The sequence below is a fragment of the Microbacterium sp. ZOR0019 genome (genome assembly GCF_000800925.1).
Taxonomy (GTDB): Bacteria; Actinomycetota; Actinomycetes; order Actinomycetales; family Microbacteriaceae; genus Microbacterium; species Microbacterium aurugineum.
Genome location: NZ_JRKC01000073.1, coordinates 1 through 21,907, shown reverse-complemented (window position 1 = coordinate 21,907; position 21,907 = coordinate 1). Strand labels below are relative to the sequence as shown.

19 protein-coding genes are annotated in these 21,907 nt (G+C 68.6%); 13 read left to right on the top strand and 6 right to left on the bottom strand.

Annotated features, from left to right (window positions below; all coding sequences use genetic code 11):
* Positions 1-13 precede the first annotated feature (13 nt).
* Positions 14-2,080, bottom strand: a complete 2,067-nt coding sequence (locus tag L978_RS14510) for a M3 family metallopeptidase (protein WP_047524014.1) — start codon at positions 2,078-2,080, stop codon at positions 14-16.
* A 31-nt stretch (positions 2,081-2,111) separates the two neighbouring features.
* Positions 2,112-3,029, bottom strand: a complete 918-nt coding sequence (locus tag L978_RS14505) for a LysR family transcriptional regulator (protein ID WP_047524013.1) — start codon at positions 3,027-3,029, stop codon at positions 2,112-2,114.
* 83 nt (positions 3,030-3,112) lie between these two features.
* Here L978_RS14505 and tdh point away from each other — a divergent pair, with 83 nt between their 5' ends.
* The 4 genes from tdh to L978_RS14485 all read left to right on the top strand — a co-directional run bounded on the left by tdh (position 3,113) and on the right by L978_RS14485 (position 6,243).
* Positions 3,113-4,156, top strand: coding sequence for an L-threonine 3-dehydrogenase (gene tdh / locus L978_RS14500; protein ID WP_047524068.1), 1,044 nt, complete (start codon positions 3,113-3,115; stop codon positions 4,154-4,156).
* A complete protein-coding gene (locus L978_RS14495; RefSeq protein WP_047524012.1) occupies positions 4,156-5,334 on the top strand; it encodes a glycine C-acetyltransferase in 1,179 nt (392 codons plus the stop codon). Before tdh ends, L978_RS14495 begins: the two co-directional genes overlap by 1 nt.
* Positions 5,335-5,404: 70 nt before the next feature.
* Positions 5,405-6,028: an ArsR/SmtB family transcription factor gene (locus L978_RS14490; protein ID WP_047524011.1), complete on the top strand. Its 624-nt coding sequence runs from the start codon at positions 5,405-5,407 to the stop codon at positions 6,026-6,028.
* Positions 6,025-6,243 carry a hypothetical protein gene (locus L978_RS14485; protein ID WP_047524010.1) on the top strand — a complete coding sequence of 73 codons (219 nt, stop codon included), beginning with the start codon at positions 6,025-6,027 and terminating at the stop codon, positions 6,241-6,243. The genes L978_RS14490 and L978_RS14485 overlap by 4 nt, the downstream gene beginning before the upstream one ends.
* A 97-nt stretch (positions 6,244-6,340) precedes the next feature.
* Here L978_RS14485 and L978_RS14480 read toward each other — a convergent pair whose 3' ends face one another.
* Together L978_RS14480 and valS are read right to left on the bottom strand one after the other, a co-directional pair.
* Entirely contained in the window at positions 6,341-6,556 is a 216-nt protein-coding gene (locus L978_RS14480) for a hypothetical protein (protein WP_047524009.1), read from the bottom strand.
* Complete coding sequence (valS, locus tag L978_RS14475; RefSeq protein ID WP_047524008.1) at positions 6,556-9,171, bottom strand: valine--tRNA ligase; 2,616 nt, start codon at positions 9,169-9,171, stop codon at positions 6,556-6,558. The genes L978_RS14480 and valS overlap by 1 nt, the downstream gene beginning before the upstream one ends.
* A gap of 170 nt (positions 9,172-9,341) precedes the next feature.
* Here valS and L978_RS14470 point away from each other — a divergent pair, with 170 nt between their 5' ends.
* From L978_RS14470 to L978_RS14455, 4 genes are read left to right on the top strand one after another with little or no spacing between them, the layout of a single operon-like run.
* Entirely contained in the window at positions 9,342-10,952 is a 1,611-nt protein-coding gene (locus L978_RS14470; RefSeq protein ID WP_047524007.1) for an ABC transporter substrate-binding protein, read from the top strand.
* 28 nt (positions 10,953-10,980) lie between these two features.
* The gene (locus L978_RS14465; protein WP_047524067.1) at positions 10,981-11,937 is read left to right on the top strand and encodes an ABC transporter permease; all 957 of its coding nucleotides are present in this window, start codon (positions 10,981-10,983) and stop codon (positions 11,935-11,937) included.
* Complete coding sequence (locus L978_RS14460; protein WP_047524006.1) at positions 11,934-12,746, top strand: ABC transporter permease; 813 nt, start codon at positions 11,934-11,936, stop codon at positions 12,744-12,746. Before L978_RS14465 ends, L978_RS14460 begins: the two co-directional genes overlap by 4 nt.
* Positions 12,743-14,251 (top strand): dipeptide ABC transporter ATP-binding protein, encoded by a 1,509-nt coding sequence (locus tag L978_RS14455; protein ID WP_047524005.1) that lies wholly within the window; start codon positions 12,743-12,745, stop codon positions 14,249-14,251. The genes L978_RS14460 and L978_RS14455 overlap by 4 nt, the downstream gene beginning before the upstream one ends.
* Before the next feature lie 7 nt (positions 14,252-14,258).
* On the opposite strand, the gene L978_RS14450 is transcribed toward L978_RS14455, so the two are convergent.
* On the bottom strand, positions 14,259-14,909 hold the full coding sequence (locus L978_RS14450; RefSeq protein WP_047524004.1) for a pentapeptide repeat-containing protein: 651 nt from the start codon (positions 14,907-14,909) through the stop codon (positions 14,259-14,261).
* 267 nt (positions 14,910-15,176) lie between these two features.
* Between L978_RS14450 and ileS the strand changes: the two genes are divergently transcribed.
* Genes ileS through ndk form a run of 4 tightly spaced genes read left to right on the top strand, consistent with a single transcriptional unit; the run spans position 15,177 to position 20,704 of the window.
* Positions 15,177-18,527 (top strand): isoleucine--tRNA ligase, encoded by a 3,351-nt coding sequence (gene ileS / locus L978_RS14445; protein ID WP_047524003.1) that lies wholly within the window; start codon positions 15,177-15,179, stop codon positions 18,525-18,527.
* Positions 18,524-19,876: a bifunctional folylpolyglutamate synthase/dihydrofolate synthase gene (locus tag L978_RS14440; protein ID WP_047524002.1), complete on the top strand. Its 1,353-nt coding sequence runs from the start codon at positions 18,524-18,526 to the stop codon at positions 19,874-19,876. Before ileS ends, L978_RS14440 begins: the two co-directional genes overlap by 4 nt.
* Entirely contained in the window at positions 19,873-20,286 is a 414-nt protein-coding gene (locus L978_RS14435; protein WP_231555074.1) for a DUF4233 domain-containing protein, read from the top strand. The genes L978_RS14440 and L978_RS14435 overlap by 4 nt, the downstream gene beginning before the upstream one ends.
* A gap of 1 nt (position 20,287) precedes the next feature.
* The gene (ndk, locus tag L978_RS14430) at positions 20,288-20,704 is read left to right on the top strand and encodes a nucleoside-diphosphate kinase (protein ID WP_047524000.1); all 417 of its coding nucleotides are present in this window, start codon (positions 20,288-20,290) and stop codon (positions 20,702-20,704) included.
* A gap of 79 nt (positions 20,705-20,783) precedes the next feature.
* Here the strand turns inward: ndk and L978_RS14425 are convergent, their stop codons facing one another.
* Positions 20,784-21,395 (bottom strand): vitamin K epoxide reductase family protein, encoded by a 612-nt coding sequence (locus L978_RS14425; RefSeq protein WP_047523999.1) that lies wholly within the window; start codon positions 21,393-21,395, stop codon positions 20,784-20,786.
* Between the two features lie 283 nt (positions 21,396-21,678).
* Between L978_RS14425 and L978_RS14420 the strand changes: the two genes are divergently transcribed.
* Positions 21,679-21,907: hypothetical protein (locus L978_RS14420; RefSeq protein WP_047523998.1), on the top strand; the 229-nt coding region annotated here is incomplete at its 3' end.

Sequence of the window (21,907 nt, the reverse complement as noted above, 5' to 3'; positions counted from 1 at the left end):
GGCACGAAAGCGGTCAGCGTCCCACGATTCCGTCGCTGAGTCCCCGCCGTTTCAGGAGCGGTTCGATCTCGGCGTCGCGTCCACGGAAGTCACGGTAGGCGGCGAGAGGATCTTTGGAGCCCCCGACACCGAGCAGCCGCTCGCGGAACCGATCGCCGTTGCCACGAGTGAGACCGCCGTTGTCGCGGAACCACTCGACGGTATCGGCGTCGAGCACCTCGCTCCAGATGTACGAGTAGTAGCCCGCGCTGTATCCGCCGGAGAACACGTGGGCGAAGTAGGTGGAGGAGTAGCGCGTCGGCACCGCGGGGTCATCGAGGCCGATGTCGGCCAACGCGGCAGCCTCGAACGCGGCGACGTCGATGACCTTCGCGTCGGTGCCGAGCCGGTGCCAGGCTTGGTCGAGCCAGGCCGCCGCGAGGTACTCGCTCGTGGCGTGCCCCTGGTCGAACGTCTCGGTGGCGCGCAGACGCTCCACGATCGCGGGATCCAGAGGGGCGCCGGTCTCATGATGACGCGCGTAGTTGTCGAGGACCTCCGGCCACAGGATCCACATCTCGTTCACCTGGCTCGGGAACTCGACGAAGTCGCGGAACACGTTCGTCCCCGCGAAGTGCGGGTACGTCACGCGCGCGAAGAGTCCGTGCAGGGCATGCCCGAACTCGTGGAACAGCGTCGTCACCTCGTCGAGCGTCAACAGGGTCGGCTCCCCGTCGCCCGGCAGCGGCACGTTCAGGTTGTTGACCACGACGGGAGCCGTGCCGCGCAGTCGCGACTGACTCACGATCGCGTTCATCCAGGCGCCGCCGCGCTTCGAGTCGCGCGTGTAGAGGTCGAGCACGTAGAGGCCGACAGGTGAGCCGTCGGCGTTGCGCACCTCGAAGACCCGCGCACCCGGGTGGTAGGCGATGAGATCCTCACGCTCGGCGAAGGTGACGCCGTACAGCCGCGTCGCCGCATAGAAGACACCGTCCTGCAGGACACGTTCCGCTTCGAACCAGGGGCGCAGGGCACGGGAGTCGATGTCGTAGCGCGCGGTGCGGACCCGCTCGGTGTAGAACGCCCAGTCGTGGGCTTCGACGGCGAACGGCGCAGGCTCGGTCTCGTCGACGATCGCCTGGAGCGCCGCCCGTTCTTCGCGCGCATTCCGCGCTGCGGGGCCGGCGAGGCGACGCAGCATCTGCTCGACAGCGTCCGGAGTACCGGCCGTCTCGTCGGCGGTGACGTAGGCGGCATGCGACTCGTACCCCAGCAGAACCGCTCGCTCCGCGCGCAGCCGCACGATCTCGGTCAGCACGGCACGGTTGTCGTTCGCGTTCCCTCGCGAAGCGCGTACGAGCGATGCCGCCATGATGCGACGACGAGACTCCCGCACGCGCAGCTGGGCCAGCGCCGGGTGCCCGGTGAAGAGCGGAAGCGTGATGAGGAACTTCCCCTCCAGCCCCCGGTCGGCCGCCGCACGTGTGGCCGCCGAGAGCTCACCGCTGCTCAGACCCTCCAGCTCGGCCGCGGAGTCGAAGACGACGGCGAGGTCATTCGTGTCGTTGAGCAGGTTGCGCTCGAAGGTGTTGGTCAAAGTGGACAGTCGCTGGTTCAGCGCGGTCAGCCGCGTCTTGGCCTCGTCATCCAGGCCCGCACCCGCGTGCGTCATCTCCCGGTGATGACGTTCCACCAGATACCGCTGCTCGGCGTCGAGGTCCAGAGCATCGCGCTGCTCGTACACCTGCCGTATCCGCCAGTACAGGGCGCCGTCGAGCGTGATCGCGTCCTGGTGTGCGGCCATGAGCGGCGCGAGCTGCTCGTCGATCTCCTGGATCTCCGGCGTCGCGTCTGCTGAGCTCACGGTGTAGAAGACGTGTGCGACGCGGTCGAGCAACTCGCCGGAGCGCTCCAGAGCCTCCACGGTGTTCTCGAACGTCGGCATCGACCGGACCATCGTGATGCGCTGGATCTCGCGGAGCTGCTCGTCGAACCCCGCCTGGAACGCCGGGAGATAGTGCTCGGGCCGGATCGCCGGGTAGTCGGGGAGGCCGTACGGGAGGGGCGACGGCTGCAGCAACGGGTTCGTGGCGTCGGTCATCCTCCGAGCCTATCCATCGACCTGCGCAGGCTCAGGAACCGTCTTCGCTCAGGCGCGTCATCACCCGCCGCAGTGCTTCCACGACCGTGCGGACCGAGCGTCGACGCAGGTTCTCCGGACGTGCGAGCACGTCGATCATCCGATGGGTGCTCACCCCTTCGAGCGGGATGCGCACGATGTCCCGGTCGTCCACACTGCGCGACGTGTATCGCGGCAGCATCCCGAGCACCCCGCCGGCGGCGACCACGGCGGAGACGGCACCGTAGTCGTTGATGCGGTGATGGATCTCGACGGGCCGGTTAGCGACGGCGGACACAGCGCGGAGCACGTCGTCGGGGGAGTAGCCGATGCGGCTGGTGACCCACCGTTCGCCGGCGACGTCAGCCGGCATCAGGCTCGACCGGGTGGAGAGCGGGTGCGACTTCGACACGGCGACGTCGAGGGGCTCGCGTACGAGCGTCAGACTTCGCATCCCCGCTGTCGGCCAGGGGGCCGAATGCTCCATGCGATGCGCCAGGACGAGATCGTAGCGCGCTGTCAATGCGGGGAACTCGCTCTGTGCGACATCCTCGTCGGTCACCTGCACGCTCGGTGCGGACGCGTCGCCCGTGAACTCGCGCAACAACGGTCCGAACAGGGCCTGCCCCACGCTGTGGAATCCGCTGACGCTGACGACCCCGGTCGGGGAGTCCTCGAACTCCTCCACGGCATGCCGGGCTGCGGCCATGGCATCGATCGCCTCGGTCGCCGCCGCCGCGAGGACCGCGCCCGCAGGCGTGAGGGAGAGGGTCCGTCCCTGCTTCTTGGTGAGGGGTGTGGGGAAGCCTCTCTGGAGTGCCGTGAGCTGCTGCGAGACCGCGGAGGGGGTGACCCGGAGGGCGTCGGCCACGGCCGTGACGCTTCCGAGCGCGCCGAGTTCGCGCAGGATCTGCAACTGATGGAGCTCCATCCGCAAAACATTAGCATTCGCTAAATGATCACTGCAGACGATGGCGATTGTTCTACATGGTCGGATGCGGTGGGATCGGAAGCATGAAGGCACTGTTCAAGGACGCACCGGGTGCCGGGCTGGAGCTCGTCGAGCGTCCGGACCCGACCGCCGGCCCCGATGAGGTCGTGATCCGGGTCCTGCGCACCGGGATCTGCGGCACCGACCTGCACATCCTCCGCTGGGACGACTGGGCGGCCTCGGCGATCGCCGCCCCGCTGATTCCCGGCCATGAGTTCTACGGCGAGGTCGTCGAGGTGGGACCCTCGGTGCACGACATCGCAGTCGGGGACCGCGTCTCGGGAGAAGGGCACATCGTGTGCGGCACGTGCCGCAACTGTCGAGCAGGTCGTCGTCAGATGTGCATCCGCACGATCGGCCTCGGGCTGCAGCGGGACGGCGCCTTCGCGGAGTTCCTCGCGCTGCCCGCCGCGAACGTCTGGGTGCATCACGCCGATGTGACACCGGAGCTCGGAGCGATCTTCGATCCGCTGGGGAACGCCGTCCACACGGCGCTGACCTTCCCGCTCGTCGGCGAAGACGTTCTGGTGACGGGCTGCGGCCCGATCGGACTCATGGCGATCGCCGTCGCCCGGCACGCCGGAGCCCGCTTCATCGCGGCGACCGATGTGAGCGTCCCGCGGCTGGAGATGGCTCGCCGGATGGGTGCCGACGAGGTCGTCGACGTCTCGGTGCGGGACATCCGCGACGCGCAGCTCGCCCTCGGCATGCGGGAGGGCTTCGACATCGGATTCGAGATGAGCGGCGCGGCATCGGCGCTCCCGGCGCTGATCGACAACATGAACCACGGCGGGCGCATCGCCATGCTCGGTCTGCCGAGCAGTGGCTTCGAGATCGACTGGGGCAAGCTGGTCACCCACATGCTCACGATCAAGGGGATCTACGGGCGCGAGATGTTCGAGACCTGGAACGCGATGGGAGCGATGCTCCAGACGAGCGCGACCCTGCGCGATGCCATCGGACGTGTGATCGCCGACGTCGTCCCGGTGCGCGACTGGCGACGGGGCTTCGCTGCGGCGGAGTCAGCGGGAACAGGCAAGATCATCCTCGACTGGACGGAGTTGTGATGTACGGAACCTTCAAGGACCACGTGGCGGGAGAGCTGGCGGCCATCGAGGAGGCCGGGCTCACCAAGCATGAGCGTGGCATTCGCGGCCCCCAGAGTGCCGAGATCACGGCGGACGGCGCCGAGGTGCTGAACTTCTGCGCGAACAACTACCTCGGCCTCGCCGATGACCCGCGCATCCTGGATGCGGCGACCGGGGCACTGCAGGAATGGGGCTACGGGCTCGCGAGCGTCCGCTTCATCTGCGGTACGCAGGAGCAGCATCTCGAGCTCGAACGCCGTCTCGCCGACTTCCTCGGGACGGACGAAGCGATCCTCTACTCGTCGTGCTTCGATGCGAACGGGGGAGTGTTCGAGACGCTCTTCTCCGCGGAGGACGCCATCATCTCGGACGAGCTCAACCACGCGTCGATCATCGACGGCATCAGGCTCTCGAAGGCGCGCCGACTCCGCTACCGCAACCGTGACCTGGCCGACCTCGAGGAGCAGCTGCGGGCGGCGTCGGATGCGCGGCACAGGGTCATCGTGACCGACGGGGTCTTCTCGATGGACGGCTACATCGCACCCCTCGCTGCGATCTGCGACCTGGCCGAGCGCTACGACGCCCTGGTGTTCGTGGACGACTCCCATGCCGTCGGGTTCGTGGGCGAGAACGGGCGGGGGACGCCGGAGCTGTGCGGAGTCGCCGACCGCGTCGACATCTACACCGGAACATTCGGGAAGGCCCTGGGCGGAGCATCCGGCGGCTACGTCGCATCGCATGCGGAGATCGTCGCGCTGCTGCGTCAGCGTTCGCGCCCGTACCTGTTCTCGAACACGCTCGCGCCCGCGATCGTCGCCGGGACCCTGACCGCACTCGATCTCGTGGAGGGCTCGGCAGACCTCCGGTCGCGTCTGCGCAGCAACGCGGCACTCTTCCGCGAGCGGATGGAAGCCGAGGGATTCGACCTGCTTCCCGGTGAGCATCCGATCGTCCCGGTGATGTTCGGGGACGCCGCGAAGACAGCACGGATCGCTCGCGAGATGCAGGAGCGGGGGGTCTACGTCACCGCCTTCAGCTTCCCGGTGGTCCCCCGCGACCTGGCGCGGATACGGGTACAGCTCTCGGCGGCGCACACGCCGGAGCAGGTGGAGAGATGTGTCGCGGCGTTCGTCGCGGCCCGTGCTGCCGTGGCCTAGACGGGAGTGCAAAGGAAAACTTGCAAAGAAGTACTTGCAAAGAAGTCTTTGCAAGAGTATCTTTGCATGCATGACGAACGAGACGCAGGTACGCACCCTCGACGCCGGTGCACTGAAGGCTCTGGCGCATCCGCTCCGAGTGAAGATCTTCGACCTGCTCGCCTCACGCGGCCCGCAGACCGCCAGCTCACTCGCGGCCCTCGTGGGAGAGACCTCCGGATCCACGAGTTATCACCTCCGCGCTCTCGCCGCCCATGACCTGATCCGCGAGGTCGAGGGGCGCGGCACCGCACGAGAGCGCTGGTGGGAGCGGCCCAAGGGGCGCATCGACGTGCCCGGGCCTGATGACATGACGTCGCCGGCCAATCGCGCGGCGGCACAGATCGTGACCTCGGAGTTCTTCCGCCTGCGTCATGAGACGTTGATGTCGTACCTGAACCGCCCGCAGTCGGAGGTGCCCGAGGCCTGGAGCGAGGTGGGAATCACGATCACGACCCACCTCGACATGACTCCCGACCAGGCGATGTCCCTCCGGCAGGAGCTCGAGGCGATCGTCGAGAGTGCCATCGAACGCTACCGAGGTCAGACCGGACCCGACGTGCGGCGGGTATCGCTCCGCGCGGAACTCTTCGACCTGCCGACGCCGTCGATCGCGGTGCAGGGTTCGACCGGCGATGCTGTGGAGGAATCATGACCAGTGCGACACTTCACCTGACGGCGCCGACGCAGACCGAGCGGGGGCTGCTGAAGCTGGCCGACCGCCTCACGGCCTACGTCGAGCACCGGATTGCCCGACGTGCGCAGAAGCGCGTGCTCGCGCTCGACCTCCTTCGCGAACAGCAGGCGCGCCGACACGATCCCCGCGCGGTGGACCACCTGCTCGCGCAGCTGGGGGCTCCCCGCCGCTGACTCGTCCGGACACGCGCCGACGCCCCCGCTGAATGCCGAGACCCCCTGCTGCCTACGCGGCCAGCAGGGGGTCTCGGCGCTGCACGGGGGTCTTGCGTCAGTCCTCGAAGGGGCGCGCGATGATCTCGCCGGAGCGGTCCTGGAAGACCTCCCAGCCGGCGTCGAGCTCTGCGATCGCGCGGCCCTCGAGCCACGTCAGCGTCCAGTGGCCCGTGAGACCTTTCGACTCCACCTCCGCGATGGCGGCCCGGAGGGAGGCGGGCACCGAGGCCGGAGCCTCCGACCCTGCGGCCCAGCGCGTACCGAGCTGCATCAGGACGCCTCGACCGGGGCGAGCTCGATCGCCGTGACCGCGAACTCCTCCGATTCACTGAACTCGAGCTCGGCGATGCGGCCGACCGCACGCAGGTCATCCGCCGCTGCACGGAGTGCGTCGAGCTTCACGGAAGGCGCGGAGATCGCGGCGCGGGACACGGGGGTCTTCTGCGACGCCTTGGCTTCGGTCTTCGCACGACGGATGCCGATCAGCGCCTCGCTCGCGGCGGCGAGGACCGCCGGATCGCCGTCGATGCCGAGGGGCGTCGGCCACGCGGCCGTGTGCACCGAACCCTCCTCGAACCACGACCAGGACTCTTCGGTCGCGAACGAGAGCACCGGGGCGAGCAGACGGAGCAGCGTCGAGAGCGCCAGCCGTAGCGAGAGTGCCGCGGATGCCTGCCCCACGTCGGTCTGGTCGTAGGCACGCTCCTTGACGAGCTCGAGGTAGTCGTCGCAGAACGTCCAGAAGAACGCCTCCGTGAGCTCCAGGGCCCGCGCGGCGTCATACCGGTCGAAGGCCTTCGTGGCTTCGACGACCACATCGTCGAGCGCGGTCAGCATCGACGCATCCAGTGCGTGGGTCACCTGCGCACCTTCCGGCACGGGGAACGACAGCACGAACTTCGCGGCGTTGAGCACCTTGATCGCCAGACGGCGGCCGATCTTCACCTGCGTGGGGTTCTGCGGGTCGAAGGCGGCGTCCATGCCGAGGCGGCTCGATGCGGCCCAGTAGCGCACCGCGTCCGAGCCGTGGGCGTCGAGCACGTCGGCGGGAGTGACGACATTCCCCTTCGACTTCGACATCTTCTTGCGGTCGGGGTCGACGATGAAGCCCGAGATCGCGGCGTTGCGCCACGGCGTCCGGTCATCCTCGAGCGTGGAACGCAGCATCGTGGAGAAGAGCCAGGTGCGGATGATGTCCTGTCCCTGCGGGCGGAGATCGAACGGCGCAGTGAGCTGCCAGAGCTCCTCGTCGCGCTGCCAGCCCCCGGCCAGCTGCGGCGTGAGCGACGACGTCGCCCAGGTGTCGAGGATGTCCGCTTCGGCCTCGAACCCGCCCGGGACACCGCGCTGGTCCTCGGTGTACCCCGCCGGCACATCGGTCGTCGGGTCGATCGGGAGCGTCGCCGCATCTGGGGTGAGCACGCGGTCGTAATCGCGCTCCCCGTTCTCGTCGAGGGCGTACCAGAGGGGGATCGGCACGCCGAAGAAGCGCTGACGGGACACCAGCCAGTCGCCGGTCAGGCCACCGACCCAGTTCTCGTACCGCACCCGCATGAACTCCGGGTGCCAGGCCAGCTCCTGACCGTGTGCGAGGAGCTTGTCGCGCAGCTCGCCGTCACGGGCGCCGTTGCGGATGTACCACTGGCGAGTGGAGACGATCTCGAGCGGACGGTCGCCCTTCTCGAAGAACTTGACGGCGTGGTTGAAGGGCTTGCCGACCACGGTCATGTCGCCGGTCGCCTGCAGCTTCTCGACGATCGCCTTGCGCGCGCTGAAGACGGTCTTGCCCGCGAGCTCCTCGGCGTACCAGGCGATCGCGTCGCTGTTCGCGACAGAGGAGGGCGCTTCGGGCAGGAAGCGACCGTCGAGGCCGATCGTGGTCATGTTCGGCAGCGGCTGGTCCTCGGTGGTCCGCAGCTCGCGCCACCACACGATGTCGGTGACGTCACCGAAGGTGCAGACCATCGCCGCGCCGGTGCCCTTGTCGGGCTGGGCGAGGTGATGACCGTGGATCTCGATCTCCGCACCGAAGAACGGCGTCCTCACCTTGGTGCCGATGAGGTGCTTGTGGGGCCCTTCCGGATGCGTCACGAGAGCGATGCAGGCGGGAAGCAGCTCCGGGCGGGTGGTGTCGATCGCGATCGATCCCGAGCCGTCGGCGAAGGGGAACTCGATCGTGTGATAGGCCGCCTGCTGGTCGCGGTCCTCGAGCTCGGCCTGCGCGATCGCGGAGCGGAAGTCGATGTCCCACAGGGTCGGGGCCAGGGCCTGATAGGCCTCGCCGCGCTCGATGTTGCGGAGGAACGCGAGCTGGCTCTGACGGATCGTGTCGTCCGAGATCGTGCGGTAGGTCTGCGTCCAGTCCACGCTCAGCCCGAGCTGGCGGAACAGCGCCTCGAACTGCTTCTCATCCTCGATCGTGAGGCGCTCGCAGAGCTCGATGAAGTTGCGACGGCTGATCGGCTGCTGGTCGGCGGCACGGCTCGACTTGTTGTCGCCGCCCTCGAACGGCGGGGCGAAGTCCGGGGTGTAGGGGAGGGACGGGTCGCAGCGCACGCCGTAGTAGTTCTGCACACGACGCTCGGTGGGCAGGCCGTTGTCGTCCCAGCCCATCGGGTAGAACACGGTCTTGCCGCGCATGCGCTCGTATCGCGCCTTCACGTCGGTGTGGGTGTACGAGAACACGTGGCCGATGTGCAGGCTGCCGGAGGCCGTCGGCGGCGGGGTGTCGATCGAGTACACGCCCTCACGGCCGGCCTGTGCCGCACGCAGGCGGTCGAACAGGTACGTCCCCTGCTCCGCCCACGCGGAGTCCCACTTCGCTTCGAGGCCTTCGAGAACGGGCTTGTCGGGAATCTGGTTCTGCGTCGATTCGGATGCAGGCATGGAAGGTCTCCTCGAACGATGTATGCGGCACTGTGTGAGCGTGCCTGAGTGTGGGTGTGTCGATCAGTCTACCGAGCGTCCCGGAGAGCGGCCGACCTGGCATATCGACTCAGTCCAAAAATTCGCCGTAGGATGAGATCACCCCGACCCGTTCTTTCTGAGGAATCGTCATGCCCGCACACACCGCGCGCCGCCTGCTGCCCTTTGCCGCGCTCGTCGCCACCACCGCTCTGGTGCTGAGCGCCTGCGCCACTCCCGGTTCCGACGGGGACGGCGGAGAACTCGTCTGGTCCATCGAGGGGGCGAACCTCTCGGCCGGGCACATGGATCCGCAGGTGAGTCAGCTCGATGTCTCCGGCATGGTGCAGCGGGCGGTGCTCGACTCGCTCGTGTTCCAGGAGGACGACGGATCCTTCTCACCCTGGCTCGCGAAGGACTGGACCGTCTCGGACGACAGCACCGAGTACACGTTCACCCTCCGCGACGACGTGACCTTCACCGACGGTGAGAAGTTCGACGCCGCCGCGGTCAAGGCGAACTTCGACCGCATCGTCGACCCCGAGACCGCGTCCGCGCAGGCGGCCAGCATGCTCGGCGCCGACTTCTACGAAGGCACCGAAGTCGTCGACGAGCACACGGTGACGGTGACCTTCACGCAGCCGTACGCCCCCTTCCTGCAGGCCGCGAGCACGCCGCAGCTGGGCTTCTACTCGCCGGCCGTCCTCGAGACCTCGGCGGACAAGCTGAAGGCGGGCGGGCCCGATATCACCGTCGGCACCGGTCCGTTCGAACTCACCGAGTACACCCCGGATCAGGAGATCGTCTACACCCGCAACGACGACTACGCGTGGGGTCCGCACGATACGAAGGCCCCGAAGTTCGAGACGCTCCGCGTGGAGATCCAGCCGGAGGCCGCCGTCCGCACCGGCGTGGTGACGAGCGGTGAGGCCGACCTCGCCAGCAACATCCCGCCGAACCTCGCGAAAGACCTCGGCGACGGCATCACGGTCGACTCGATCGAGTACCCCGGTCTGCCGTACTCGCTCTACCTGAACGAGAAGTACGGGGTGTTCGCCGACGAGAAGGTGCGTCAGGCGTTCGCCCGCGGCATCGACATCGACGCCGCGGTGGAAGAGATCTACTTCGGCCAGTTCCCGCGTGCATGGAGCATCCTCGGTTCGACGACCCCGGGCTATGACTCGTCGCTCGAGGGCAGCTGGCCGTTCGACCAGGACGCCGCGAACACACTCCTCGACGAGGCCGGGTGGACCGCACGCGACACCGACGGCATCCGCATGAAGGACGGCGAGCGGCTCTCGGTGCGCTGGATCGCCTGGACCCCGGTGCCGGATGACCGTGCCGCTCTCGCGAACGCGATCCAGTCCGACCTCAAGGGGATCGGCTTCGAGGTCGAGCGCGAGGTGCTCGAGCCCGGTGCGTACAACGAGCAGTACGAGCCGAAGACCTTCGACCTCACCGACTGGGGTTTCTCGGGCGTCGACCCCGATCTCCTGCGCAGCCACCTGCACACCGACGGGTTCCAGAACGCGTCACAGGTGAGCGACCCGCAGATCGACGCACTGCTGGAGCAGGCCGTGGCGACCAGCGACCAGGATCAGCGCAATGAGCTGTACACGCAGCTGCAGCAGTGGAACGCCGAGTACACGGCCATCGTGCCGCTCTACAGCCCCTCGGCGATCACGGCTGTCGGCGACCGCGTCGAGGGCCTGCAGTACGACCTCTACGGTCGGCCGCTGTTCTACGATGTGACGGTCGGCTGAACCACCGGCTGAGCGGAGGGCACGAGTGGTGAAGACTGCTCTCGTCCGCATCGCCGGCCTCGCCGCCTCCGTCGTGCTCGTCCTGTGGGGTGCGGCGACCGTCGCCTTCCTCGCGTTCCGGGTGATCCCCGGAGACCCGGTGTCGGTGATGCTGGGACCCCAGGCGCAGGTGAGTGAAGCGGTCAAGGACGGCATCAGGGCCGATCTCGGGCTCGATCGACCACCGTTCGAGCAGTACCTCGGCTTCATCGGTCAGCTCGTGCGGGGCGACCTGGGGGAGTCGTACCAGCTGCGGATGCCGGTGACGGAGGTGATCGGGCGTCAACTCGGTGCGACGGTGCAGCTGTCCGTGCTGGCGCTCGTGATCGCCGTCGTCCTCGCGCTCGCCGTGGCGGTGTTCGTCCGCGGGCAGGTCGGACGCGCGGTCGCCGCCGGCATCGAGCTGGTCATCCTCTCCTCGCCGGTGTTCTGGATCGGGCTCGTCCTGCTCAGTGTCTTCGCCTTCGGGCTGGGCTGGTTCCCGGTGTCGGGTGCCCGTAACCCCGCCACCCTCGTGCTGCCGGCGATCACTCTGGCGCTTCCCGTGGCTGCGCTGCTGAGTCAGGTGCTGCGCGACGGACTGGTGCAGGCGGAGCGCATGCCGTTCGCCGAGACCGTCCGGGCCCGTGGTGCGAGCCCTTCGTGGTTCACGCTGCGGCACGGGCTCAGACACGGCGCAGCTTCCGGCGTCACCCTGACCGCGTACCTCACGGGATCCGTCCTCGGGGGTGCCGTGCTCGTGGAGACCGTGTTCGCGCGCCCGGGTCTGGGCAGGGTCACGCTCGCCGCGATCAACGACCGCGATCTTCCCGTCATCACGGGCATCATCCTGCTGAGCGCCCTGGCGTTCGTCGTGGTGAACCTCGTCGTCGAGCTCGTGCATCCGCTTATCGATCCCCGGGTGGTCGCGGCTCCGTCGCGAGGCACCCGTCGAGGCACCCGATGAAGCGGGCGCAACGCGTGCTGCTGTGGGCCGCCGTCGCCGTCCTCGCCGTGATCGCGTTCTCGGCGCTCTGGCCCGCTGCCCTCGCGACCCACGACCCTCTCCAGACGGAGGTGCGCTCCGCCCTGCTCCCGCCGAGCACGGAACACCTGTTCGGCACTGACCAGAGCGGGCGCGACGTCTACTCCCGGGTCGTGTACGGAGCCGGACGCTCCCTCGGCATCGGACTGCTCGCGACCGTCGTCGCCCTCACGGTCGGGCTGCTCCTCGGAGCCTTCGCGGGGGTCGCGCCGCGGGGCGTCGACGCCACCGTGATGCGGGTGAACGACATCCTGATGGCCTTTCCCGAGTTCCTCGTGGCGCTCGTCGTCGTCGCGGTCCTCGGCCCGGGGACGGTGAACATCGCGATCGCGGTGACGCTGGCGGCGGTTCCCGTGTACATCCGACTGGCACGGGTGCAGACGCAGACCCTCCGGGCCGCTGAGCACGTGGAGGCTGCGCGCATCCTCGGGGTGCCGCGAGCGACGGCCTTCCTGCGGCACGTTGCTCCCGGTGTGCTCGGGGCGCTGAGCGTGCTGGCGACGATCGGCATCGGGTCGAGCATCCTCGCCGCGGCGGGGCTCAGCTTCCTCGGGCTCGGGCCGTCCGAGCCGACACCGGAATGGGGACTGATGCTGGCGGGCGGCCGCAACGTGCTCGGGCAGGCATGGTGGATCTCGGTCTTCCCCGGCATCGCGATCACCCTCACCGTCGTCTCGGCGACCGTCGTCGGGCGCATCCTCCGCGCGCGCGGAGACGGGAGGACGGCATGAGCGCTGCACTGCAGGTGCGGGGTCTGCGCATCTCCTTCGAGGGTGAGCCGGTCGTGGACGACGTGTCCTTCACCGTCGACCGCGGAGAGTGCATCGCGATCGTGGGGGAGTCCGGGGCGGGCAAGTCCGTCACGGCACGCGCACTGCTGGGTCTGAATCCCGCGGAGGCCGACGTCGCGCTGGATGAGCTCATCGTGGACGGCACGGACACCGCCGGGCTCACGGAGCACGCGTGGCGTGCGGTGCGCGGCGCCGGGATCGCCCTCGTCTCCCAGGATGCACTGGTCTCTCTCGATCCTCTGCGACGGATCGGGACCGAGATCGCCGAGCCGCTGCTCCTTCATCGGCTCGTCCGCGGACGCGCGGCGCGGGCGGCTCGGGTGCGGGATCTCTTGCGGAAGGTGTGGATGCCGGATCCCGACCGCCGTGCCCGCCAGCACCCGCACGAACTCTCCGGGGGCCTGCGGCAGCGCGCGCTCATCGCTTCCGCGCTCGCTGCGGTTCCGGCCGTGCTGGTGGCGGATGAGCCGACGACCGCTCTCGACGCGACCGTGCAGGCGCGGATCCTCGGGTTGCTGCGCGAGATCACGGATGCCGGAACAGCTCTCGTGTTCATCAGTCATGACTTCGCGGCCGTCCGCCGGATCGCCGACCGCGTCCTGGTGATGAGGGGCGGCGTCATCGTGGAGTCCGGGCCGGTGGCCGAGGTGCTCGAGAATCCACGGCACGAGTACACGAAGCAGCTCCTCGCGGCCACGATCCACGAACCGCGAGCCTCGGTCCCCGCCGACTCGCCGCCGGTGCTGATCGCGGACGGGGTGTCACGGAGCTTCGGCACGGTGCCTGCGGTCATCGACGCCTCGTTCACGCTGAAGGACGGGCGGACGCTCGGCGTCGTCGGCGAATCGGGGTCGGGCAAGACGACGCTGGCCCGCATGATCGTCGGCGTCGACGCACCGGACTCCGGCTCTCTGCAGTGGACCACGGAGCGCAGGGTGCAGCTCGTGCACCAGAATCCGCTCGGGGCTTTCGACCCGCGCTGGACGATCGGCCGTTCGCTGCGTGAGGCGCTGGAAGCCGGGGGAGTGCCTCGCGCTCAGCGGCCGGCGCGCGTAGCCCGGCTCCTCGCCGAGGTCGACCTCGCCCCGGAACTCGCCGAGCGGCGTCCGAGCGCGCTCTCCGGCGGGCAGCGGCAACGCGCGGCCATCGCGAGGGCGCTCGCCGCGGATCCGCAGGTGCTCGTGCTCGACGAACCCGTCTCGGCGCTCGATCCGTCGGTGCGGGAGCGGGTGCTGCGGGTGCTCGCACGGTTGCAGCAGGAACGGCAGCTGACGATGATCTTCGTCTCGCACGACCTCGACGTGGTCGGAGCGGTCGCAGACGAGGTGCTGGTGATGCAGGACGGGTGGATCGTCGAGCAGGGCACCACCGCGGCGGTGTTCGCGACGCCTCAGCACCCGTTCACTCGGGAGCTGCTCGATGCCGGCGGCGCTGCCGATCGTTGACCGGCCGTCAGTCCTTGATCTGGATGCCGATGCCCGCCGCGATCACCGGAGCGAGCTGCTGCACCTGGAACGAGGTGAGGGTGGCCCCGCGGAGGCTGTTGGCATCGAGGAACGCGACGGCGTCGAGGCCGCGCAGATCGAGGTCTTTCGCCCGCATGCCTCGGGAATCGACCTCCTCGGTCGACGTGGCGGTGAACCGCACGCGGGTGAGCTCGGCCTGGGGCATGTCGATCGTGCGGATGGTGCACTCCGAGATCTCGAGGTCGAGGACCTTCGACGCGCCGAGGTTCAGGTAGTCGATGCGCACGTCGCGCAGGTCGAGTTCCGAGATACGCGCCTCGCTCAGGTCGAGTGTGCCGATGCGTCCTCCGCTGATCCGCATCCGCCGCACTCCGGCGTCACGCAGGCGGAGTGAGGCGATCCGCGCGCCCGTCAAGTCGACGTCGATGACGGTCGCTCCGGTGAGATCGACGGCGTCGGCATCGGCCCTCACGGCGCACTGTTCGAGCGTCGCGTAGGCGAGGTCGACGGTGCCGGTGAGCTCGAGGGTCGACCCCAGGATGTCGGCACTGCGCGCAGCGGCGGCCTGCTCGAGGACGGACGGGAGGTCGGGAGCGGTCACGCGGGGCGGGGCCGGTGATTCCGAGGTGCGGGCCATCCTTCGAGGGTAGGTGCTGCCACGGACAGCGTCGGAGGTCGGATGCCGCGTACACTGGAGGGACGAGCATCGATCCGGCCATCACCGGGGAGCTCTCGGAAGAACGGTGCGGCCCCCGGGCGGCGCTCAGTAGAACCGAGCGGGGCAGGCCCGTCACAGCCGCAGTGAGAGTGGTCGCGTCGCACGGCGTGGCACGCGAGGTGGTACCGCGGTCCGCGAGGGTCGTCCTCGCAGGAGCATCCGCCACGACGAACACTGCGAGACACGATGACCTACCCCCGTTCCTCCTTCGGCCCCGCCGCCGACTCCGTCGCGCCCAGCCCCCGCTTCCCGCAGATCGAGGAAGAGGTGCTCGCGTTCTGGAAATCCGACGACACCTTCCGCGCCTCGATCGAGCAGCGTGAGGGCGCACCGGAATGGGTGTTCTACGACGGTCCGCCGTTCGCGAACGGCCTGCCGCACTACGGGCACCTCCTGACCGGCTACGCCAAGGACGTCTTCCCGCGTTTCCAGACCATGACCGGCCACAAGGTCGATCGGGTCTTCGGATGGGACACCCACGGTCTGCCGGCCGAGCTCGAGGCCATGAAGCAGCTCGGCATCACCGAGAAGTCGGAGATCGAGGACATGGGCATCGACGTCTTCAACGCGAAGGCGAAGGACTCGGTGCTCACGTACACGCGCGAGTGGCAGGACTACGTCACCCGCCAGGCGCGCTGGGTCGACTTCGACCGCGGCTACAAGACGCTCGACCTCGGGTACATGGAGAGCGTGCTCTGGGCGTTCAAGACCCTGTACGACAAGGGCCTCGCGTACGAGGGATACCGCGTCCTGCCGTACTGCTGGCGAGACGAGACGCCGCTCAGCGCCCATGAGCTGCGCATGGACGACGACGTGTACCAGATGCGCCAGGATCCGTCCGTCACGGTGACCTTCCCGCTCACGGGAGCCAAGGCCGAGGCGCTCGGACTCACCGGCGTCCGCGCCCTCGCCTGGACGACCACGCCCTGGACCCTGCCGACCAACGTCGCGCTCGCCGTCGGTCCAGACATCGAGTACGTGGTGCTCCCCGCGGGGCCGGCAGGTGCCGCCGACGTCCATCAGACGGCGGGGACCGAGGACGCCGCCATCGAGTCGTCCGCACATCGCTACCTCCTCGCCCGTGACCTCCTCGGTGGCTATGCCAAGGACCTCGGCTACGAGAGCACGGAGGACGCGCTCGCCGCGGTGGACGCGACCGTGCGTGGCGCGCAGCTGCAGGACGTCACGTACGACCGCCTCTTCGACTACTACGCCGACGCCGAGACCTACGGCACCGAGAACGCCTGGCGGATCCTGGTCGACGACTACGTCACCGTGAGCGACGGCACGGGCATCGTCCACCAGGCTCCGGCCTACGGTGAAGACGACCAGCGGGTCGCGGGCGCTGCCGGCATCCCCACGATCCTCTCGCTGGACGACGGTGGCCGGTTCCTCCCGAACGTCACCGATGTCGCGGGTCAGTTGTGGATGGAGGCGAACACGCCGCTGGTGCGCCTGATCCGGGAGAACGGCCGCCTCATCCGGCTCCAGAGCTACGAGCACTCGTACCCGCACTGCTGGCGCTGCCGGAACCCCCTGATCTACAAGGCCGTGTCGAGCTGGTTCATCCGGGTGACCGACATCAAGGACGACCTGCTCGCGAACAACGAGCAGATCACCTGGGTGCCCGAGAACGTCAAGCACGGACAGTTCGGCAAGTGGCTCGAGGGCGCCCGCGACTGGTCGATCAGCCGCAACCGCTACTGGGGCTCTCCGATCCCGATCTGGAAGAGCGATGATCCGGAGTATCCGCGCGTCGACGCCTATGGATCCCTGGAGGATCTCGAGCGGGACTTCGGGACGCTGCCGCGCAACCCCGAGGGCGAGATCGACCTGCACCGTCCCTACATCGACGACCTGACGCGTCCGAATCCGGACGACCCGACGGGCAAGAGCACGATGCGCCGTATCGAGGACGTCTTCGACGTGTGGTTCGACTCGGGATCGATGCCGTACGCGCAGGTGCACTATCCGTTCGAGAACCAGGAGTGGTTCGACTCGCACTCACCGGCGGACTTCATCGTGGAGTACATCGGCCAGACCCGCGGCTGGTTCTACGTCATGCACGTGCTCTCGACCGCGCTGTTCGACCGCCCGGCGTTCACGGGTGTCAGCTGCCACGGCATCGTGCTCGGCAGCGACGGCTACAAGATGTCGAAGTCGCTGCGCAACTACCCGGACGTGTCCGAGGTGCTCGACCGCGACGGCTCCGACGCGATGCGCTGGTTCCTGATGTCGAGCTCGGTGCTGCGAGGCGGAAACCTCGCGGTCACCGAGGAGGGCATCCGCTCGGGCGTCCGCGAGTTCCTGCTGCCGCTGTGGAACTCCTGGTACTTCTTCGCGACCTACGCCAACGCCTCCGGCGCCGACGGGTACGAGGCGTCCTGGCGCACGGACTCCTCGGATGTCCTCGACCGCTACATCCTCGCCAGGCTCGGCGATCTGGTCCGCGAGGTGCGTGCGGATCTGGAGGGTCTCGACTCGACCACGGCCTCCGCGCGTCTGCGTGACTTCGCCGAGGTGCTGACCAACTGGTACATCCGCCGCTCCCGTGATCGCTTCTGGACCGGCGTCACGGACGATCCGAAGAGCCGTGAGGCCTTCGACACGCTGTACACCGTGCTCGAGACGCTCACCCGCGTGGCGGCACCCCTCGTGCCGCTCGTCAGCGAGCGCGTGTGGCAGGGGCTCACCGGCGGACGCAGCGTGCACCTGACTGACTGGCCCGACGACGCGCAGTACCCGGCCGCGAACGAGATCCGCGATGCGATGGACGCGGTCCGCGAACTCTCCAGCGTCGGCAACGCCCTGCGCAAGAAGGAGAAGCTCCGCGTGCGTCTGCCGCTCGCGCGCCTCACCGTCGTGTCGCCGCTCGCGGGGACGCTCGGACAGTTCGAGGACATCCTCCGCGAGGAGCTCAACGTCAAGTCCGTCGAGGTCGTGCCGCTCACGGACACGACCGCGGTCGAGTACGGCATCGACCACCGACTGAGTGTGAACGCTCGCGCGGCCGGTCCGCGCCTCGGCAAGGACGTGCAGAAGGCGATCCAGGCCGCACGCTCGGGCGACTGGAACGAGGTGGACGGCGTGGTCATCGCCGGCGGCATCGCGCTGGAGCCGGCGGAGTACGAGCTGGTGCTCGAGACGACGGGTCGTCCCGACGGCGAAGCGCTCGCGATCGTCCCGAGCGGAGGGTTCGTCCTGCTCGACACGCAGACGACGCCCGACCTCGAGGCCGAAGGACTGGCCCGCGACGTCATCCGCGCCGTGCAGGAGACCCGCAAGAACGCGGACTTCGACGTCAGCGACCGCATCCGACTGGAACTGCGTTTCGCGAGTGCCGAGGACGCGGATGCGGTGGCAGCCGCCTTCGAGGTCGCCGATGTCGCGGGGGAGACCCTCGCGTTGGAGCACGCGCTCCACCGTGACGACGCCGTGCTCCCCGCGGCCGAGTTCACGGCGGACATCCCGAGCGGGACCTACGCCAACCGTGGCGACTTCACGATCGCCGTCACCAGGATCGGAGCAGGCGCATGAGTGACAGGGAACGGGCGGATGCCGTCTACGACGCGCTGCTGAGCAGGGCGGGCGAGCGGTGGGTGCAGCCTCGCAAGGAGCGCACCGCGCGCATCCTCGCGTTCCTCGACGACCCGCAGCGCACCTACCGCGTGGTGCACCTCACCGGCACGAACGGCAAGACGTCGACGGCACGGATGATCGAGAGCCTCCTCCGCGCGCACGGCTTGCGGACGGGTCTGTTCACCAGCCCGCACCTCGAGCGCTTCACGGAGCGGATCATGATCGACGGAGAGCCGATCTCCGACGAGGCGGTGGCGGATGCGTGGGACGAGATCGAGCCGTTCGTCGACATCGTCGACGCCGAGTTCGAGGCCGCGGGAGACGCGCCGCTGACGTTCTTCGAGCTGCTCACGGTGCTGGCCTTCGTCGCGGTGGCGGATGCTCCCGTCGACGTGCTGGTGCTCGAGGTGGGCATGGGCGGTGAGTGGGATTCCACGAACACGGCAGACGGCGACGTCGCGGTGTTCGCGCCGATCGACATCGACCACGCGGACCGCCTGGGCGGGACGATCGCGGAGATCGCGCAGACCAAGGCCGGCATCATCAAGGAAGGTGCCGCGGTCGTATCCGCGCAGCAGCCCCCGGAGGCCGCCGAGGTCCTGCGCCGAGTGGCGGCCGAGCGCAACGCGACCATCGCGTTCGAGGGCGAGGAGTTCGGCCTCACCGAGCAGAAGCTCGCGGTGGGCGGACAGCTGCTCAGCGTCCGGGGACTGGCCGGGGAATACGCCGAGGAGTACCTCCCGCTGTACGGCGCTCACCAGGGTCACAACGCCGCGCTCGCCGTCGCCGCCGTCGAATCGCTGATCGGCGGTGCGTCTCAGGCGATCGCCCCTGACATCATCTCCGACGGCCTGCAGGGCACGACCTCGCCCGGCCGGTTGCAGCTGCTCGGCATCGCGCCGACCGTGATCGTCGATGCCGCCCACAACCCGCACGGTGCCAAGGCGCTCGCGCAGGCTCTGGACGACAGCTTCGACTTCGATGAGTGGGGTCTGGTGCTCGGCGTACTCGCCGACAAGGACGCCGCAGGCATCGTCGCGGAGCTGGCACCACGGGCCGCGCACGTGTTCGCCACGGCTCCGGAGTCCGATCGCGCGAGCGACGCGGATGCGATCGCCGACCTCGTCGAGCAGACCGGCCAGCGCGCGACCGTGCACGATTCGCTCGCCGACGCCGCCGACGCCGCCCGGGAGTGGGCCGCATCCTCCGATCGTCGTGCCGTGATCATCGCGGGTTCCGTCGTGCTCGCCGGCGAGGCGATCGCCCTGGCCGAGGAAGAGGACTGGAAGTCGGGGTGGCGCGCATGACCGCCGATGCGCCTGCCGCGCGCTCGCCTCGGCCGCCGCGCACCCTCGTGCAGAAGCTCGCGCCCGTCGTGCTGGGGTTCGAGGCGATCGTGGTGTTCCTGGTCGGGCTCACGATCTTCGGGCTGCGACAGCTTCCCGAGGGCATCGAGCAGTGGTGGGGGATCGTCGGCGGGGCGGTCCTCGCGCTCGTATGCATCCTCATCGCCGGCATGATCACGAAGCCGTGGGCACTCACCGCCGGATGGGTTGTCCAGGCACTCGTCGCCCTGTCCGCGTTCTTCGTGCCGGCGATCCTGCTGGTCGTCCTGATTTTCGGCGGCATGTGGGCGTATGCGACCATCGGAGGGGCTCGATTGGACGCACGACGTTCCGCCGCGCCCACGACCGAGACTCAGACAGAGAGTGAATGACATGGCCACCGAAGAAACCCTCGTCCTCGTCAAGCCCGATGGCGTCGCCCGCGGCCTCACCGGCGCGATCCTCGCCCGCATCGAGGCGAAGGGGTACGCCCTCGTCGACATCCGCCTGGTGGAGCCCGACCGCGACCTTCTCGCCGAGCACTACGCCGAGCACGAGGGCAAGCCGTTCTACGAGCCGCTGCTCGAGTTCATGCTCTCCGGCCCGTCCGTCGCGATCCGCCTCGCGGGCAACCGTGTGATCGAAGGATTCCGCTCGCTCGCGGGAACCACCGACCCGACGACCGCCGCGCCCGGCACGATCCGCGGAGACTTCGGCCGCGACTGGGGACTCCCCGTGCAGCAGAACCTCGTGCACGGTTCGGACAGCCCTGAGTCGGCGGCACGCGAGCTCGGCATCTGGTTCGACTGAGTCCGTCCGCTCGCACGCCGACGAAAAGCCCGCCCGCCGAATCTCGGCGGGCGGGCTTCTCGTCTGCGGAGACCGCGGATCAGAAGAGGATCCTGCTCATCTCGCCCAGGAAGTCGAGCCCCTGGAGCTGTGCAAGGAGGATGATCAGCGCATAGGCGACGATCGTGGCGAGCGGCACCCACGGCATGAGCGTGTCGGCGCGGGCCATGACCTTCTCGTTCCGGGTGAACGTGCCGTTGCGGGTCAGATGGACCATCGTCGCGAAGAAGGTGGGGATCGTGACCGCCCACGTGACCATGCACCAAGGGCAGAGGACGAAAAGGTCGTAGAGGCTCTGGCCGATGAGCCAGCACACGAGGCCGAAGGCGAACGTGATGCCGAGTCCGAACGCCGCCCAGAACCAGCGGGGGAACCGTGCGCCGGCGAGGATCGCGACGCCCACCACCAGGGGCGCCATCCATCCGGTGAGGCCCATGATCGGATTGGGGAAGCCGAAGACCGATCCCTGCCACGACTCCAGGTTCGTGCTGCACTGGATGAAGGGGCTCAGGTCGCAGGCGAGGGCTTCCTTCGGGTTCTCCAGCAGTGCGAACTTCTCGACGGTCAGCTCGAAAGCGGCGAACCACCCGATGACGCTCGCGATGATCAACCACACGGCATAGAAGACGGGGCGGGTGCGCTGCTTGCTCATACGGGCGATTATCTCAGCGGCGGCTATGGATAGGACGACAACAGGCCGGAGAAAACGCGCTGGTCACGACCTGATGCCATGAACGGGGCCACTTGGTGCGATAATGGCCTGTGACGCGATGAACGGCCCCGCCGCGACACGCGTCGACGCAGACTTCGGGGTCCTATGCCCCACGCGATCAGAGCCATGAGCCGGTCGCACACCGAGTGAGTTCGCGGAACCCGCGGGTACCGCATGAGATTTCATGGAGCACCCAGTGCTCCGTGCAGGGAGTAAGCCAGAGATGGCCGATGAGAACAATGACAACAACGTACCTGCCCTCGATCTCCCGGCTGACGCCGCGGATGCGCTGACGGAGCCCGCTGCTCCGGAGGCCGACGAGCTCACCGGGTCTTCGAGCGACGACGCCGCGGCAACGGAGGCCGCCGCAGACGCAGCCGATGCCGCCGCGGACGCTGCCGCGGACGCTGCCGCGGACGATGTCGCCGCAGGGTACGCCGCCGCCGAGGACG

What these genes read in the sequence shown, in the direction of transcription:
- L978_RS14510 (WP_047524014.1), bottom strand. Translation starts at nt 2,080, where the DNA reads ATGACCGACGCCACGAACCCGTTGCTGCAGCCGTCGCCCCTCCCGTAC.
- L978_RS14505 (WP_047524013.1), bottom strand. Translation starts at nt 3,029, where the DNA reads ATGGAGCTCCATCAGTTGCAGATCCTGCGCGAACTCGGCGCGCTCGGA.
- tdh (WP_047524068.1), top strand. Translation starts at nt 3,113, where the DNA reads ATGAAGGCACTGTTCAAGGACGCACCGGGTGCCGGGCTGGAGCTCGTC.
- L978_RS14495 (WP_047524012.1), top strand. Translation starts at nt 4,156, where the DNA reads ATGTACGGAACCTTCAAGGACCACGTGGCGGGAGAGCTGGCGGCCATC.
- L978_RS14490 (WP_047524011.1), top strand. Translation starts at nt 5,405, where the DNA reads ATGACGAACGAGACGCAGGTACGCACCCTCGACGCCGGTGCACTGAAG.
- L978_RS14485 (WP_047524010.1), top strand. Translation starts at nt 6,025, where the DNA reads ATGACCAGTGCGACACTTCACCTGACGGCGCCGACGCAGACCGAGCGG.
- L978_RS14480 (WP_047524009.1), bottom strand. Translation starts at nt 6,556, where the DNA reads ATGCAGCTCGGTACGCGCTGGGCCGCAGGGTCGGAGGCTCCGGCCTCG.
- valS (WP_047524008.1), bottom strand. Translation starts at nt 9,171, where the DNA reads ATGCCTGCATCCGAATCGACGCAGAACCAGATTCCCGACAAGCCCGTT.
- L978_RS14470 (WP_047524007.1), top strand. Translation starts at nt 9,342, where the DNA reads ATGCCCGCACACACCGCGCGCCGCCTGCTGCCCTTTGCCGCGCTCGTC.
- L978_RS14460 (WP_047524006.1), top strand. Translation starts at nt 11,934, where the DNA reads ATGAAGCGGGCGCAACGCGTGCTGCTGTGGGCCGCCGTCGCCGTCCTC.
- L978_RS14455 (WP_047524005.1), top strand. Translation starts at nt 12,743, where the DNA reads ATGAGCGCTGCACTGCAGGTGCGGGGTCTGCGCATCTCCTTCGAGGGT.
- L978_RS14450 (WP_047524004.1), bottom strand. Translation starts at nt 14,909, where the DNA reads ATGGCCCGCACCTCGGAATCACCGGCCCCGCCCCGCGTGACCGCTCCC.
- ileS (WP_047524003.1), top strand. Translation starts at nt 15,177, where the DNA reads ATGACCTACCCCCGTTCCTCCTTCGGCCCCGCCGCCGACTCCGTCGCG.
- L978_RS14440 (WP_047524002.1), top strand. Translation starts at nt 18,524, where the DNA reads ATGAGTGACAGGGAACGGGCGGATGCCGTCTACGACGCGCTGCTGAGC.
- L978_RS14435 (WP_231555074.1), top strand. Translation starts at nt 19,873, where the DNA reads ATGACCGCCGATGCGCCTGCCGCGCGCTCGCCTCGGCCGCCGCGCACC.
- ndk (WP_047524000.1), top strand. Translation starts at nt 20,288, where the DNA reads ATGGCCACCGAAGAAACCCTCGTCCTCGTCAAGCCCGATGGCGTCGCC.
- L978_RS14425 (WP_047523999.1), bottom strand. Translation starts at nt 21,395, where the DNA reads ATGAGCAAGCAGCGCACCCGCCCCGTCTTCTATGCCGTGTGGTTGATC.